Below are 14,794 nucleotides of genomic sequence, written 5' to 3'. Positions count from 1 at the left end.
TCCTCCACTTTTGCCCTTCTCTCTTTTGTAAAAAACCTACACCTGTGAGGCTCCCGGCTCTCCATTCCCTTGCTGTTGAGATCCCAAAAACTGTATGTCTGTTTTGCTCTTTATAAAATAAACGTTATACACAGCTTATGTCTAACTTACCACCGCTAACTACCGATACGATTTGGGCAATTCTCAAAGATGAAATTGAGGATGGGACAGTCAACCAACTGGTGTGGCAAGGCTTGGGATACCGCTATGATGCGGCGACTGATCGTTGGGATGCTAGTAATGCGGATGCTCAGTGGAAAGAGGATTATCCTGAGCCTCCAGATTTTATTGAAAACCGTCCTGCCACAGTGAAGCTGACGCGCTCGATACCAGCAGAAAATAAACAGCTCCTAAAAGAACAGCTAGGCTTTAAAGGTTACAAAATTGGTGAATTTGGGCCCCGACAGACGCGACGAGCCACCGCTGCCAATTGGTTGTTGAGCTATTTGAAGCAAACAGGTACAACAGCAGAGTGACGGCTAATCCCTACGCGTGGCTAGAAGAATCTCTCAGGGTAATTCATCGGGCTGATTGGTACCGTTCGGTGCAGGCGATTCAGGGGCGTTCTGGAGCGGTTGTGCAGATGGAGGGGCGATCGCTACTGAATTTCGCCAGTAATGACTACCTAGGGCTAGCGGGCGACGAACGTTTGATCGCAGCAGCCGTTGAGGCGACGCAGGTATATGGCACAGGTAGCACAGGTTCGCGATTAGTCAGCGGACATCGAGAACTACATCGGGAATTGGAAACAGCGATCGCGGCTCTCAAACAAACGGAAGACGCTCTGGTATTTAGTTCAGGATACCTGGCAAATTTAGGGGCGATCGCGGCGGTTGTCGGCAAACGCGATTTCATACTTTCCGACCAGTACAATCACTCCAGCCTCAAAAACGGTGCAGTCCTCAGTGGTGCAATGGTTGTAGAGTATCGCCACTGCGATATTGAACACCTGCAAACCCAGCTCCATCAGCACCGACAGCACTATCGCCGCTGCCTGATCATCACCGATAGCGTCTTTAGTATGGATGGCGACTTATGCCCCTTACTCCAACTATTGGAACTCGCCCAAGCCTACGATTGCATGGTACTAGTCGATGAAGCTCATGCCACTGGTGTTCTTGGTCATCAGGGTGCAGGTTGTGTAGAACACTTTGGCTGCACCGGGCAACCTTTAATTCAAGTTGGCACCCTGAGCAAAGCCTTAGGGAGTTTAGGTGGCTATGTTGCCGGTTCTGCCTCCCTGATCGATTTCCTCCGCAATCGTTCCCCTAGCTGGATTTACACTACGGGACTAACACCCGCAGATACGGCTGCTGCCTTAGCGGCGATCAAAGTTATCCAACAAGAACCGGAACGCCGTGCTCAGCTTTGGCACAATACGCATACCCTCAAGCAGTTAATTGCCCAGCAACTCCCTGAGCTTAAACTTTTGCCCTCAAACTCACCCATTCTTTGCCTGCAACTCAACAGTCCCGCTACAGCTCTCAAAGCCGGACAATACCTCAAAACCGCAGGCATTTTTGCCCCCGCTATCCGCCCTCCTACAGTCCCTACCAGCCGCATTCGGATGACTTTGATGGCAACTCACGAGCCGAGTCAGCTTCAGCAACTCGTCACCGCTTTGAGGGAAATTCAGGATTGATAGACCTCCCACTCCAAAAGATTTTGCTGACTGAAAATGGCAGTAGCGCGGTCAATTTCTGCCAGCGTACCTTCAATAATCACTAAATGATTACCTTTGAGCAGTCGCTCGTTGTAAATTCGAGATTGCTCTTCTGGAATGCCTAGCCCTGTAAAGGCACCGACTATTCCACCCGTCGTTGCACCAACGGCACCGCCAATCAAAGCGTCCCCCAAGATAGAGGCGATCGCACCACCTGCCACAACCGGGCCAACTCCCGGCACAGTAAGGGTCATCAAAGCGCCGATAATGCCGATCAGCCCTCCTGTCATACCACCCGCCGCCGTACCAACAACAGCGCCTTTCCCCGTTGCCTTGTTATCTTGGCTTGTTACCTCTACTCCGGCAATTTCATTGTCTCCTTCAAGGTTTTGCGCGATCGCAGAAACTTGATGCATGGGAAAACCTGAGTTTTTTAATTTATTCAGTGCGTCTTCTGTATCTTGGCGCGTTGAAAAGACGCCAACCGCACGAACAGTTTGACTAAATGCCATATTTTTCTGCCAAAAATGGGGATAAATAGATGATTTTGAACCTTAAAACTATTTTTTGAAGACCTCAATGGCTTGATCTTACTTCAGAAGTTTTTTTTAATTTTTCATCAGTCCTGAGGGAAAGCATTCAGCTTTTATCAAACCGCAAATTGAGATAATTCCAGCAAGGTTACTTCCCACACCAGGCGCGGCTGAGCATAACTGAGAAGAGATTTTCTCGCTTGCTCTAGCTTTGTCACGAGCGCCGGGTGCGATCGCGTCCGCCAGTAGCTGTGCTGGAGATAGGTTACCAACCACAACTGAGCTTCTGTATCGAGGGATGAGTCAATATCACGGGCAAGTTCTAGGGCGATGCGAGGGGTTTTGGGAAACTGGGTGCAGCGCTTGAGAAGATCGGGGGAAATAACTTGGAGTTGTTGCCAAGCCGCGATCGCTTCTCCCGGACTGCCTTGGGCAATCTCTAACACAGCTCGTTCCTGCAAAATCTCCTCTTGTCCGGTTTTTCTCAGCACTTGCTCCATATCCTCCAGCGCCAAGCGGGAAAAGGGAATCCGCTGACAACGAGATACCAGGGTTGGTAACAAGGCATCGGCACCGGGGGCAATCAAAATAATCGTCGCCTTACCCGGTTCTTCTAAGGTTTTCAGCAAACCATTTGCCGCCGCCTCTGCCATCATCTCGGCTTGGTCGATGGCGACAATTTTACGAGGGGCTGTTAATGCCGAACGACCGAGAAACTGAGCAATTTCCCGAATTTGTTCTAAGCGAATTTGGGGAGGTGCCTTGCGCTTGAGGTTTTTTTCTGCCGCTTCCCTCGCTGATAAGCGTACCCCGTTGTGCAGATAGGTAGGTTCCACCCACAACACATCCGGGTGATTTCCCTGCCGCAAGCGCTTGTGAATTAATTTCTGCTTATCGGCGCTCACCCCGGTACAAAACAGCAGTTCCACAAACGCCTGCGCCGCCAGACTCCGCCCCACACCCGGAGGGCCAGCAAACAGATAAGCTGGAGCAAGGCGATTTGCGGCTACGGCTCCTTGTAGTAACGCGATCGCCTGTGATTGCCCAATCAATCCCTCAAACCCATTCATCAATCAGCTCTCCCCTCTCAAATGCTCCCTAGCCATACCACTCGGTCAGTTTTTGCTCCAAAACTTCCTGAATCCGGGCAGTTACGGCTTCCTGGCTGCCACTGGCATCAATGGGGACAATCCTTTCCGGGTGGGCTTGGGCGAGTTCTCGATAACCTTGCTGCACTGACGAGTGGAAGGTGAGGGCGGCTTGTTCCAAGCGGTCAGCAACGCCTCTATTTTTTGCCCTTGTTAACCCAATTTTGATCTCGACATCCAGCCAGAGAGTCAGGTCGCTTGTCAACCCAACTGTTGCTAACTGATTAAGCTGATGAATTAGATCCAGGCTCAAGCCTCTTCCGTAACCCTGGTAAGCAATAGTAGATTCGACGTAGCGATCGCATAAAATAATCGACCCCTGCTCTAGTTGAGGCTTGAGGACTTCCTCTACATGTTGAACGCGATCCGCCGCGAATAAAAATAATTCGGCTCGATCGTGGAGCGGGAAGGTTTGTTTTTGGAGCAACAGTTGACGCAGCGCACTACCTAACTCTGTACCTCCAGGTTCCTGCGTCACCACAACGGGTACAGGAGAAACTTTATTCTTTAGCCAACTGGCGATCGCGCCTAGTTGAGTTGTTTTGCCACTCCCCTCGACGCCCTCAAATACAATCAGTCGCCCTTGCATTTCCCCCGTCCTGCTTTGTTAACATTTGTAGAGACGCTCCATCTTACTATCAAATCCGCTTGGTTAATTCTCCTGGCTCAAAACCGAAAAAAAGCGACAGAACCCCCTCCCCTGCTCCTCTAGAGCTTTAGGTACAGCAGTTCCGTAGAAAATTGCCAGGGAGTGTCCCCTATATCCTGATCAACCATTAATATGCTAGAAGCTAATAGCACTTAGCTTCTGTCTGTTCTCTACTCTCCCTGCCATGTCCCTCACCAGAGGTTCGATATGATAGGAGGGTCATTGAGGAAGGCGTTTGACACCCGGAGTTGTTTATGGCTCGCTACACTTGTTCTTTCACGCTCGCAGTTTCTCTCGATCACCTTCAAGAAACTCTCATTGAAGTGTTGCAATCATGTAATTTTGATATCATCTACGATACCAACGACTATTTAATGGCGCGGGAAATTCCTGGACAGGTTGCCTTTGCCAAGTTGGTGACGGTGGAAGTTCTAATCGACCGTTCAACCGCAACTGAGCAGGAAGTGCGGATGAATTTTGTCATTAAAAACGAAGAGTTGCCATTGCAGATAGACAATCACTGTCACCAGATGTTTCAACTGGTACATGAAGCGATCGCCGAAAATCGTCATTGGCAACTGCTAGAAAGTGTGGCTGGGTAACGGACAAGGAACTGAAAATCCTGTTTGTCCCTTTAATGCCAAGAGCTAAACTCGTCTGGATCGTCAATCATACCGGGGCTAATTAGGGTGATATCGAATTCATCAGGTGGGCCAGTCGGAACAGTTTCCCGCTTCAATAAGTAATAGACGGCGCTGACTTGGGGACCAAAGACAATTTCATCCTTATCCTCCAAGTCGTGAGCCTGTTGAGAGTGAAGCTTGCGACCATTAATCAATAAGCCGTTAGCACTACTTTTGCCTTTGAGATTGCCATCAACAATCCGGTAGTAGTGCGTACCGTCCTCACGGACTCGCCGCATCAACGTAGCATGTCGGCGCGAGACGAACTGGGAACACAGACGGATATCGCACTTTTGGTCTCTACCAATGGAATAGAGAGAGTCCTCTAAGGGAAATTCTTTACGCCCCTTATCGTCTTCAAGAATTAATAAGTGTTGGTAATTTTGTTGTGCTGACATTGAAAAATCCGAATAGGGAGTGAGGTAGGGTTAGAAAAAGCTCTTAGTTTACTCACCGTGGCACCTTTTCTACTGATTTGTCTCAATGAGTGTCCTAGTTCCCCAATTGTCCTGTAGCAATTGGGCACTCATTGAATCAATAATAGTCGGCATTTCTGAAGACAGTAGGAAGGAACATTTTGAGCCTGATTTTCTGTAACGTATCACAGGAAAAATAGCGGTCTATCCGCGCTGATTCTGCTACCCTGAATTGTTTTCGTTGCAACAAGTTTTATTTTGGCACAACCTATTACCCCTCTGTAGAGTGTGCAATATTTGTCAATTTTAGAAATTCTCCTAATTCATCGCTTCTGCCGCTCAATTTCGGGATTTGAAGGTGCGACGTAGTAACAAAGAGTTGGTCACCACACTAACAGAACTAAATGCCATCAAAGCCCCAGCGGCAGCAGGGTTAAGAATAATCCCCAAGCTAGGTAGTAGCACTCCGGCGGCGGCGGGAATTCCTAGGACATTGTAGGCAAATGCCCAGAAGAGATTTTGGCGAATTTTGTTGAAGGTGGCACGAGAGAGGCGGATTGCTTCGACAACATCCAACAAGCGCACATCTTCAGAGCGCCCAGCCGTCACCCGCATCAGAATAATTCCGGCGGTTTCTCTGGCGACATCAGTGCCAGCATGGAGAGAAATTCCGACATCTGCTTGGGCTAACGCTGGGGCATCATTAATGCCATCTCCTACCATGACAACCCGCTGTCCTGCCGCTTGCAGTTTAGCGATCGCGTCTACTTTGCCATCGGGACGAACCTCAGCAATGATATCTGCCGCTGCAATGCCGACTTGTAGAGCGATCGCCTGCGCTGCCTCTAGGCGATCGCCAGTCAGCATCATCACCCGAAATCCCAGCGCTTGCAGGCTAGCAACAGTTTCTTGGGCATCACTTCTGACGATATCCGTCACCGCAATTAGTCCTGCCAGCCAGCCATCTACCGCCACATAGACTACTGTTTTCCCCTCCTCTGCTAAGGCGGCAACTTTCCCTTGCGCCTGAGGGCTGATCGTTACTCCTTGCTGCTGCAACCAGTCCGCATTCCCCAACAACACCGACTGACCTTCCACCCGTGCGGAAATTCCCAACCCAGCTTCCGTGTAAAAATTCTCTGCGGCTAGTCGGGGAAGTGCTTGCTGTCGTGCGGCTTGTTCAATTGCCGTCCCCAAGGGGTGATTGGTGCCGCTTTCAGCCGTGGCAGCCAGTTGCAGGAGCTTTGTGGCGTCTAAATGATCAACCATTCCTAAGCAGTCCGTCACGGTGGGATTACCGCTGGTGAGGGTGCCTGTTTTATCAAAAACGATGGTTTGAGTTTGATGGACTTGTTCGAGGACATCGCCTCCTTTAATTAACAGCCCTCGTTCGGCACCCAGACTAGTACCGACTAAAATCGCAGTCGGCGTCGCTAAACCCAGGGCGCAGGGGCAGGCAATTACTAAAACCGCGATCGCTAACTTTAAACTCAACAGCAACGGTGTCATCCGGTAAGCCTCAGCACCCATCTGTGGCATTGAGTCAGCCATTGTGGGCATAAAACTGCCCAAATCCAGCACTTCTGGCCAAATCTCAGTTCCCGCAAAATACCAAAAGAGGAACGTCAACGTCGCAACGCCCAAAACTCCGTAGGTAAAGTAACCCGCAACCGTATCTACCAATTTCTGTACAGGTGCCTTACGAGTTTGCGCCTCCTCCACCAACGTCACAATCTGCGCTAAGGTCGTGTTTTCACCCGTGCGGGTCGCTTTAATTGCTACCGCTCCCGATTGATTAGTCGTACCAGCCGCAACGGCGTCTCCCGGTCGTTTAGCAACAGGGACAGGTTCCCCCGTCAGCATCGACTCGTCAACCAAGGTTTCCCCAGCCACCACTTCTCCATCCACCGGGATTTTTTCACCCGGAAGCACCCGCAGCCACTCCCCAACTCGCACTTGCTCAACGGGAATCTCAATTCCCGCTTGCTCCGCATCGGCGGCACCAATTAAGTGGGCAATCTGGGGCTGGAGAGCTAGTAAGGACTCAAACGCCGCTGATGCTCGTCCTCGCGCTCGTTGCTCCAAGGTACGCCCCAGTAAGATAAAGCCCAGCAGCATGACGGGTTCCTCAAAGAAGCACTCCCAACCGAGTTGGGGAAATAGTAACGCTACACAGCTTGTACTGTAGGCAGTCAGCGCTCCTAGCCCGACTAAGCTGTTCATGTTGGGCGCTCGATGCCACAACCCTTGTGCGCCATTGATGATAATGCTACGGGCGGGGCCAACTAAAGCCAGGGTTGCTAGTCCCCAGTGAAACCAAATGTTGCTCAACACGGGCAGCATCGGTGCGCCGAACCAGTGTCCAATGTGACCGATGATCGAGAGGGCGATCAAAATGCCCGCAACGCTCAATCGTCGGATTTGGTCGCGGTTTTCCTGCTGACGCCGCTCGGCTAAGCTGGGAACAGATGCGCCCTCTTCCCCGGTAGCTTTGTGTCCTTGAGGATAACGGAGTTGGGACGGAAATCCGCTTTGAGTAAGCTGTTGGGCCAGAGCATTGGGATCGACTACACCCGCTTCATACTCAACAACTGCCACCTCTGTCACCAGATTGACCCGCGCATTCACAACACCGGGATGCTTACCCAATTGTCGTTCGACAACACTGACACACCCGGCACACTTCATGCCTGTGACATCCAGGGCAAGGGTTTCTACCGAGGCATCCCGGACAGGACTCGGCGAGGAAGGGTCTAGCAATGAAGATTGATCCATAAGAGGTGTGATTCCTGCGAAAAATTCTCTGAGGTGGCAAGTCGAGAGCGCGTTGGAGGGCAAGACTCTCTAAACCTCTGCTGCCAGCTCTGTCTCTATGTATATCATTGGTCAGCAAATGACTTCTTTGCACCTCAGAGGGAGATGAGGGAATGGGGAGCGGGGGAGCGGGGGAGCGGGGGAGCAGAGGAGCGGGGGAGCAGAGGAGCAGAGGAGCAGAGGAGCAGAGGAGCAGAGGAGAACCAATAACCTCTTTCACCCTTCATACTTCACCCTTCATACTTCACCCTTCATACTTCACCCTTCATACTTCACCCTTCACCCTTCATACTTTCTTTCCGACTCAGGACTCAAGATTAGTTGACGCCGCTACCTAAGGCATAAAGGCTCAGGAGTGTCCCCGCATTCCAGAGACTATGGAGCAGCATTGGGGCAAACAGATTACGCGATCGCGTATATACCACTGCCAAAATCATTCCTAAGGTCGCTAAGGGTAAAACTTCCGAAAGACTTAGGTGAGCGATCGCAAACAAAAAACTACTGGCGACAATTGCCCCCCAAATTGGCATATATCGCGTCAGTGAGGGTAATAAAAATCCGCGAAAAATAATTTCCTCAAAGGCAGGTGCCGCCACTGATGCGGTTAAGAAAAAGATCGACAAGGCAACGCTATCTCGTCCCTCTAACGCCAAGGGCAAAATCGGATTGCTACCACCTTGTCCCTTCCAGATTTGTTGATTAATCAGCGATACCAGCACCACCAACGGTAGGGCAGCGAAGTAACCGCCAACTCCCCATAAAATCCATCCACCTCGCCACTGAAACCGAAACCAACCTTCGGGTAGGGGGAAATACGGCTTCACAGAGATGTACAGCACCAGTAAGCCGCCCCCGGCGAGTAGCAGGTAACTGAGCATCACATAAATGGCTTTCATCCGCACGCCAAAAGTAGCCGGATTAGAGCCTAATGAATTGAATACCAATCCAAATATCAACGGCAGTAATATCTGCCCGATAAAGAAAAAGCCAAAGATGAGAACCTGCCAAATCGTCTCCCAATCCCAAGGGGTTGTCCAGGTAAGTTCGCTGTTGTTAGATAAAAGCGATTGTTTCCCTTGCAGCAACAGTTGCGCCGCCAAAAAGACCAATGTTCCTACCCCCAGCACTCCCCCAATCGCCGGAATACCGCCCACAATCGCTAACTTAACAGCGGCTTTTTCCGCAACTTCTTGTTCTTGGGCTTGCAGCGCTGACAATGCCTCTTGACGCTGCTGCAACTTATACAGTTTTGTTAATGCCCGATAGCGAAACCAACTATCTAAGTTCTGTTGAATCTGGGACTCAGCATCGGGAAGCAGACGCGACGGTTCGCTCCACAATCCGATTAATACTGCGGCTGTCTTTGTCAAGGCTGTCTCAGACTCCTGAGTTTCAGCCTGCTCGATAAACTGAGTCCAGGTGTTGATCGCTTCTGTGGTTTTCCCTTGCTGGGCTTGTAGAATACCAATCCGCACATCCAACTCAGCTAACAACTTTCCCACCTGAGAGGCGGATTGTTGCCTTTGTGGCTGCTGCGCCGAAGCTTCAGACACGGGAGGATACTGGCTCTGCGAGTCGGAGGTATCTGTTGAGGCGGGGGCTACAGACGGCGCAAGTTTTGCCTGGATCGTTTTCAGGTTGGTTTGCGCTTCTTCACGAGCATCCTGATATTGCTTTTGAGCTGTTTCAAAGGGGTTTTGTCCCAGTAATGCGGTACGAGCGTTGGCGATGTCTGCGCCTGAGCCATTAGGTGGCTTGTCATCCTGTAACTCTGCTGCGTGCAGGATGAGATTAGTTTGGTAGAGTTGCAAGCGGCTCTGAATTTGAGGCTGTCCCCAACTTTCTACAAGAGACAGCCCAACTTGGGCGATCGCCACAACGGTCAGCAAAACCAAAACCAATCGCTTAATGGTCTTAATGCTCATGAAATCCCCTTAAAAAGACTGCAACGCCAGAAAAATCACACCCTAGGTGCTGTATTCCTCTCCAATCCTGTTTACAACTTCCGTTACTACTCATCCCCCTCATGACAAAAATCGGTAAATTGCCAACAAGCACGATTTAACCAAACCACGACCCGGTTGATGTCCGCTTGCGAGTTACAATAACCCTGACTTTTGTGGTGTTCGATGCTGCCACTTGTCTTAAAAGTGCAAGAGACTGTTAGTTTACTAACGATGGGAGGAATAGAAGATTGGCTACTCGCGTCATTATCGTGCGTCATGGACAAAGCAGCTACAACACCGAGCGGAGAATTCAAGGCCGCTGCGATGAGTCGGTCATAACAGAAAAAGGTCAGGCTGATGCCCGCCAAGTCGGTGCTGCATTGAGTAGCCTCACCTTTGATGCCTTCTACAGCAGTCCTCTGCAACGAGCGCTTCAGACAGCAGAAATCATCCTATCTTGTTTAGCCTCTCCCCCCAAGCTCCAAGTGGCAGATCAACTGATGGAAGTGGATTTGCCACTTTGGGAAAAGCTCCAAAAGCAGGAGGTGCAGCAGAAATTTGCTGATGACTATCGCTGCTGGAAAGAACACCCGGATGAATTTCGGATGGTTATTCCCTCGGCTGATGGCTCTTCAAAAGACCATTTCCCTGTGCTGGCACTATATGAACAAGCCAAGCAGTTCTGGCAAGATATTCTCTCCCGCCATCAGGGACAAACGATTCTCATCGTTGCCCATAACGGCATCAACCGTGCCATCATCAGCACTGCTTTGGGAATCTCTCCCGCCCGTTACCACTCGATTCAGCAATCTAACTGTGGTATCAATGTCCTCAACTTCTTTGGAGGATGGGGCGAACAGGTGCAGTTAGAGTCCCTAAATCAAACAGCCCACTTAGGAGTCTCTTTGCCCGCACCGCGCGTGGAAAGCCATCAAAAAACAACAGCCCCTGGATTCCGTTTGCTGTTGGTACGCCATGGCGAAACCGATTGGAACCGCGCCTCTCGCTTCCAAGGACAAATTGATGTCCCTCTCAATGACAATGGTCGTAAGCAAGGGGCGAAAGTGGCAGAATTCCTCAAAGATGTCACGATTGATTTTGCCGTGAGTAGCCCGATGCAGCGTCCCAAAGAGACGGCGGAAATTATTTTGCAGTCTCATCCGGGTGTCTCGCTGCAACTGCACGCTGAATTAAGTGAAATTAGTCACGGACTGTGGGAAGGAAAACTGGAGTCAGAAATTAGAGACGTGTACCCAGACTTACTCCATCAGTGGCAAGTGGCTCCCGAAACTGTGCAGATGCCAGAAGGGGAAAATTTGCAGCAAGTTTGGGATAGAGCGATCGCCGCTTGGCATGACATCCTCACAAATGCCGCAGAAAAGGCGACTCAATCTCAATTCCCCACAGGTTTAGTCGTGGCTCACGATGCGATCAACAAAGTCATTCTCTGCTACTTACTAGGACTCACCCCGGCTGATATCTGGGCAATCAAACAAGGTAACGGCGCAGTCACCGTGATTGACTATCCCCAAGGACGAGAAGGGATACCCGTACTCCAAGCGATGAACATCACCACCCATCTATCGGGAAGTGTCCTCGATAAAACGGCGGCTGGGGCGTTGTAGAAATTGGGCGAGGAGAGAAAAACTAATCAGCATGACTAATGACAAATGACTAACAGCGAATTGCTGCGACAAGTTCGGGTACTAGATCCTGTTTCTGACAGCGATCGCCTTGCTGATGTTCTGATCGCTGATGGTGTAATCAAAGCGGTTGAGACAGAGATGGCTGATGTTCCGGCTGAGACGACGGTGCGGGATTGCCAGGGGCTAATTTTGGGCCCAGGATTGGTAGACCTCTACAGTCACTCTGGAGAACCCGGCTTTGAAGAACGAGAAACTTTGGATTCTCTCACCTCATCAGCAGCAGCAGGCGGTTTTACACGCCTCGCCCTGCTCCCGGATACAATGCCGCCCATCGATAATCCAGGGGGATTGGCGATGCTACGTCAGAAGTTGCTGGGGATAAATGGAAAAACAGCCTCCCTACCCCCCCGCCCCGCTGCACCTCTGCTCTTTCATTTCTGGGGTGCCATCACCCAGGATATTGCTGGACAACAGATGACGGAACTGGCGGAGTTAGCCGCCGCCGGAGTCGTTGGCTTTGCTGATGGGCGTCCTTTGTCCAATTTAGGGATGCTGCGTCGGGTGTTGGAGTATTTGCGTCCTCTCAATCAGCCTGTCGCTTTGTGGGCTTGCAGCCAGCAGCTACAGGGCAATGGGGTGATGCGAGAAGGTTCTGCATCGCTCCGCTTTGGGCTACCAGGAAATCCCGCCATTGCTGAATCGGCGGCTTTAGCTGCCCTGCTGGAAGTGGTAGAAGCGATCGCCACTCCCGTACACATCATGCGTGTTTCCACCCGTCGCGGTGTGGAATTACTTCAAGATGCCAAGGCGCGGGGCTTACCGATAACGGCAAGCACGACCTGGATGCACCTGCTGCTCAATACAGAAGCTGTAGGGAGTTATGAACCCAACTTACGCCTAGAGCCCCCTCTGGGCACTCCCAGAGACCAGCAGGCACTACTGGAGGCAGTAAAGTCGGGAGTCATTGAGGCGATCGCTATCGACCACACTCCCTACACCTACGAAGAAAAAACGGTTGCCTTTGCCGAAGCACCCCCCGGCGTCATTGGCTTAGAGTTAGCCTTACCGTTGCTGTGGGAGAACTTAGTCACCCCAGGCAAATGGTCTGCGGTGACATTATGGCGATGCTTAAGTACTAACCCTGCCCAGTGTTTGCAGACTAAACCGGGAGCGATCGCTCCTGGTGAACCTGCGGAATTAACACTCTTCGACCCCCAAGCCACCTGGAGAGTAGACCGACAAAGCCTCAATTCTCTCTCTGTCAACACCCCTTGGCTAGGAAAACAATTGACAGGGCGCGTCTTGAAAACTTGGTGTGAACGGTAATATCAAAGGAACCGTTTACCTAACTACCGGATCTGCATTAGTGCCGATTGCTCTACTTGATACACTGGCTGAGGATCGATGTCACCAACCCGATTGAGAGGCCAAAAGCGCACAGCCGCCCGACCAATAATTCTATCGCGGGGGACAAAACCCCAGTAGTGAGAGTCGTAACTGTTATTGCGATTGTCTCCTAGTACCAGATATTGGTCTGCCGTTACTGTCACAGGCCCATAGTTGTACTCAGGTCGCTCCTCAATATAGTTCTCTCGCAGAGGTTGATCGTTGACATACACCCGTCCCCCTTTTACCTCTACCTTTTCTCCCGGTAGACCAATCACCCGTTTGATAAAAGCATCTTTAAAATTTTGCTGCTTGAGAGTATCCGTGGGTGAAAATACAACAATGTCACCCCGCTCTGGACTCCGAAAGTTGTAGCTCACCTTTTCGATAATCAGGCGGTCATTGATCTGTAGTGTTGGTAACATCGACCCTGAGGGAATGTAACGCGCTTCGGCAACAAAGCTGCGAATACCAAAGGCGAGAATGCCACTCAAGGTTAAGGTTTTGAGTAGTTCTACCCAAGGATTTTCAACCGATTGGAGGGGCTGTTTCTCAGGATCTTGTTTCTGCACGCGAGTCATAGGCGTTCAATCACCGTAGAGTCAGGATATTGCGAGAAGGGCGATGTCAGTAATGAAGCGATTCCGTTAACGGAAACAAAATCATGTCTACATTTAACTGTACAAACTTAAATATACATAGACAGCAGCGTTGAAGTTTAGTATCTATCTTAATTATGTCCTCCCAACCTTGCCTGTTAATCCGCAATTCGCATTCTCTTACCGACGGGTGAATTTTTGTAGGAGATGTGCAGACCGCAGGACGTGAAATTATCCAAGTGGCAGCTACACGGCCTGACATTAGCAACACTAAGGAAATAGACGCTTAGGGTTTAACTTTGTTGCCAGGGGTAATTGACCCACAAGTTCACTTCCGAGAGCCAGGGCTAGAACATAAGGAAGACTTATTCACGGCTAGTTGTGCCTGTGCTAAGGGTGGCGTGACTTCGTTTTTGGAAATGCCCAACACTCGCCCCCTGACTACCACTCAAGCGGCACTTGATGATGTTATTGAATACTAGTGCTTACGAAAAGATTGGGACGTTGGCGCAAATGAATCCGCCTTGGCGATCGCCTCACGACAATAGACCTCTTGCATAAGTCGAATAGACCCCCCTTAATCCCCCCTTAGTAAGGGGGGAGACTTGAAATCTTGCCCCCTCCCCTTACTAAGGGGAGGGTTGGGGAGGGGTCTGGTACATTTTTGCAAGAGGTCTAATGAAGTCCTTTGGCAAGCGCTACTCGATGGTGTCATTGACTTTATTGCCACCGATCGCGCACCCCATACCTTCTAGTCTTTATACAGGGATAGGGCACTGAGTTCAAATTCCCCAACGGCGGTTAATTGCGCCTGTCGTCCGCCATCAGCGGAGTAATGCAGTTGGATGCTGAGATAAGTTTCTGGTAAGTCTGGCATCCGTTCTGCCCACTCTATTGCCATAATTCCTGGTTCTACTTCAATCCCATCCCAGTACTGTTCTAAATACAAAGCGGAAACATCTGGAGGTTGTAAGCGGTACAAATCCAGGTGATAGAGGGGTAGCTGTCCTTCGGTATATTCGTTAATTAGGGTAAAGGTGGGACTAGCGATCGCCTCAGTAATCCCTAGCCCTTCTCCAATACCTTGAACCAGGGTTGTCTTACCCGCCCCTAAATCCCCTGCTAGTAAAATTACGCTACCAGCAGCCAGAGATTGTCCTAGCACCACACCCAGTTTATGGGTGGCGGCGGCATCATGTAGTGCAACTGTCAACGACTCTTCTACCATCTCTCTTGTGGGGTAAGTACCCTCCCTGACTCCCGATTACTCCC

General features: G+C 50.6%; 13 protein-coding genes and 1 pseudogene. 6 read left to right on the top strand and 8 right to left on the bottom strand.

Annotation, left to right across the window (positions count from 1 at the left end):
- Positions 1-137 precede the first annotated feature (137 nt).
- The gene (locus tag AC5JR3_RS22825) at positions 138-515 is read left to right on the top strand and encodes a DUF1823 family protein (protein WP_495848850.1); all 378 of its coding nucleotides are present in this window, start codon (positions 138-140) and stop codon (positions 513-515) included.
- Entirely contained in the window at positions 512-1,681 is a 1,170-nt protein-coding gene (gene bioF, locus AC5JR3_RS22820) for an 8-amino-7-oxononanoate synthase (protein ID WP_495848849.1), read from the top strand. Before AC5JR3_RS22825 ends, bioF begins: the two co-directional genes overlap by 4 nt.
- On the opposite strand, the gene AC5JR3_RS22815 is transcribed toward bioF, so the two are convergent.
- From AC5JR3_RS22815 to tmk, 3 genes are all read right to left on the bottom strand, one after another.
- Entirely contained in the window at positions 1,672-2,214 is a 543-nt protein-coding gene (locus AC5JR3_RS22815) for a signal transduction histidine kinase LytS (RefSeq protein WP_495848848.1), read from the bottom strand. The two genes, bioF and AC5JR3_RS22815, sit on opposite strands and share 10 nt — an antisense overlap.
- 137 nt (positions 2,215-2,351) lie before the next feature.
- Entirely contained in the window at positions 2,352-3,305 is a 954-nt protein-coding gene (gene holB, locus AC5JR3_RS22810; RefSeq protein ID WP_495848847.1) for a DNA polymerase III subunit delta', read from the bottom strand.
- 28 nt (positions 3,306-3,333) lie between these two features.
- The gene (gene tmk, locus AC5JR3_RS22805; protein ID WP_495848846.1) at positions 3,334-3,972 is read right to left on the bottom strand and encodes a dTMP kinase; all 639 of its coding nucleotides are present in this window, start codon (positions 3,970-3,972) and stop codon (positions 3,334-3,336) included.
- Between the two features lie 314 nt (positions 3,973-4,286).
- Between tmk and AC5JR3_RS22800 the strand changes: the two genes are divergently transcribed.
- On the top strand, positions 4,287-4,634 hold the full coding sequence (locus tag AC5JR3_RS22800) for a hypothetical protein (protein ID WP_495848845.1): 348 nt from the start codon (positions 4,287-4,289) through the stop codon (positions 4,632-4,634).
- Positions 4,635-4,666: 32 nt separating this feature from the next.
- On the opposite strand, the gene AC5JR3_RS22795 is transcribed toward AC5JR3_RS22800, so the two are convergent.
- From AC5JR3_RS22795 to AC5JR3_RS22785, 3 genes are all read right to left on the bottom strand, one after another.
- Entirely contained in the window at positions 4,667-5,113 is a 447-nt protein-coding gene (locus tag AC5JR3_RS22795; RefSeq protein WP_495848844.1) for an FHA domain-containing protein, read from the bottom strand.
- A 357-nt stretch (positions 5,114-5,470) separates the two neighbouring features.
- Positions 5,471-7,906 carry a heavy metal translocating P-type ATPase gene (locus tag AC5JR3_RS22790; RefSeq protein ID WP_495848843.1) on the bottom strand — a complete coding sequence of 812 codons (2,436 nt, stop codon included), beginning with the start codon at positions 7,904-7,906 and terminating at the stop codon, positions 5,471-5,473.
- Between the two features lie 356 nt (positions 7,907-8,262).
- Positions 8,263-9,870: a CPBP family intramembrane glutamic endopeptidase gene (locus AC5JR3_RS22785; RefSeq protein ID WP_495848842.1), complete on the bottom strand. Its 1,608-nt coding sequence runs from the start codon at positions 9,868-9,870 to the stop codon at positions 8,263-8,265.
- A 269-nt stretch (positions 9,871-10,139) separates the two neighbouring features.
- Here AC5JR3_RS22785 and AC5JR3_RS22780 point away from each other — a divergent pair, with 269 nt between their 5' ends.
- Both AC5JR3_RS22780 and AC5JR3_RS22775 read left to right on the top strand, forming a co-directional pair.
- Entirely contained in the window at positions 10,140-11,516 is a 1,377-nt protein-coding gene (locus AC5JR3_RS22780) for a histidine phosphatase family protein (RefSeq protein ID WP_495848841.1), read from the top strand.
- Between the two features lie 45 nt (positions 11,517-11,561).
- Positions 11,562-12,863 (top strand): dihydroorotase, encoded by a 1,302-nt coding sequence (locus AC5JR3_RS22775; protein ID WP_495848840.1) that lies wholly within the window; start codon positions 11,562-11,564, stop codon positions 12,861-12,863.
- Positions 12,864-12,886: 23 nt separating this feature from the next.
- Here the strand turns inward: AC5JR3_RS22775 and lepB are convergent, their stop codons facing one another.
- On the bottom strand, positions 12,887-13,504 hold the full coding sequence (lepB, locus tag AC5JR3_RS22770; RefSeq protein ID WP_495848839.1) for a signal peptidase I: 618 nt from the start codon (positions 13,502-13,504) through the stop codon (positions 12,887-12,889).
- A gap of 155 nt (positions 13,505-13,659) precedes the next feature.
- Between lepB and AC5JR3_RS22765 the strand changes: the two are divergent.
- A pseudogene (locus AC5JR3_RS22765) lies at positions 13,660-13,998 on the top strand (dihydroorotase); the annotation flags it as partial.
- Positions 13,999-14,273: 275 nt separating this feature from the next.
- Here AC5JR3_RS22765 and tsaE read toward each other — a convergent pair.
- Positions 14,274-14,750, bottom strand: coding sequence for a tRNA (adenosine(37)-N6)-threonylcarbamoyltransferase complex ATPase subunit type 1 TsaE (tsaE, locus tag AC5JR3_RS22760; RefSeq protein ID WP_495848838.1), 477 nt, complete (start codon positions 14,748-14,750; stop codon positions 14,274-14,276).
- Positions 14,751-14,794: the final 44 nt, after the last annotated feature.

Source organism: Kastovskya adunca, assembly GCF_059505785.1.
The sequence above is the reverse complement of the archived record's forward strand: the minus strand, read 5'-3'. Positions and strand labels throughout refer to the sequence as shown.

Coding starts and splice junctions, on each gene's coding strand:
- AC5JR3_RS22825 (WP_495848850.1), top strand. CDS start 138: ATGTCTAACTTACCACCGCTAACTACCGATACGATTTGGGCAATTCTC.
- AC5JR3_RS22815 (WP_495848848.1), bottom strand. CDS start 2,214: ATGGCATTTAGTCAAACTGTTCGTGCGGTTGGCGTCTTTTCAACGCGC.
- holB (WP_495848847.1), bottom strand. CDS start 3,305: ATGAATGGGTTTGAGGGATTGATTGGGCAATCACAGGCGATCGCGTTA.
- tmk (WP_495848846.1), bottom strand. CDS start 3,972: ATGCAAGGGCGACTGATTGTATTTGAGGGCGTCGAGGGGAGTGGCAAA.
- AC5JR3_RS22800 (WP_495848845.1), top strand. CDS start 4,287: ATGGCTCGCTACACTTGTTCTTTCACGCTCGCAGTTTCTCTCGATCAC.
- AC5JR3_RS22795 (WP_495848844.1), bottom strand. CDS start 5,113: ATGTCAGCACAACAAAATTACCAACACTTATTAATTCTTGAAGACGAT.
- AC5JR3_RS22790 (WP_495848843.1), bottom strand. CDS start 7,906: ATGGATCAATCTTCATTGCTAGACCCTTCCTCGCCGAGTCCTGTCCGG.
- AC5JR3_RS22785 (WP_495848842.1), bottom strand. CDS start 9,870: ATGAGCATTAAGACCATTAAGCGATTGGTTTTGGTTTTGCTGACCGTT.
- AC5JR3_RS22775 (WP_495848840.1), top strand. CDS start 11,562: ATGACTAACAGCGAATTGCTGCGACAAGTTCGGGTACTAGATCCTGTT.
- lepB (WP_495848839.1), bottom strand. CDS start 13,504: ATGACTCGCGTGCAGAAACAAGATCCTGAGAAACAGCCCCTCCAATCG.
- tsaE (WP_495848838.1), bottom strand. CDS start 14,750: ATGGTAGAAGAGTCGTTGACAGTTGCACTACATGATGCCGCCGCCACC.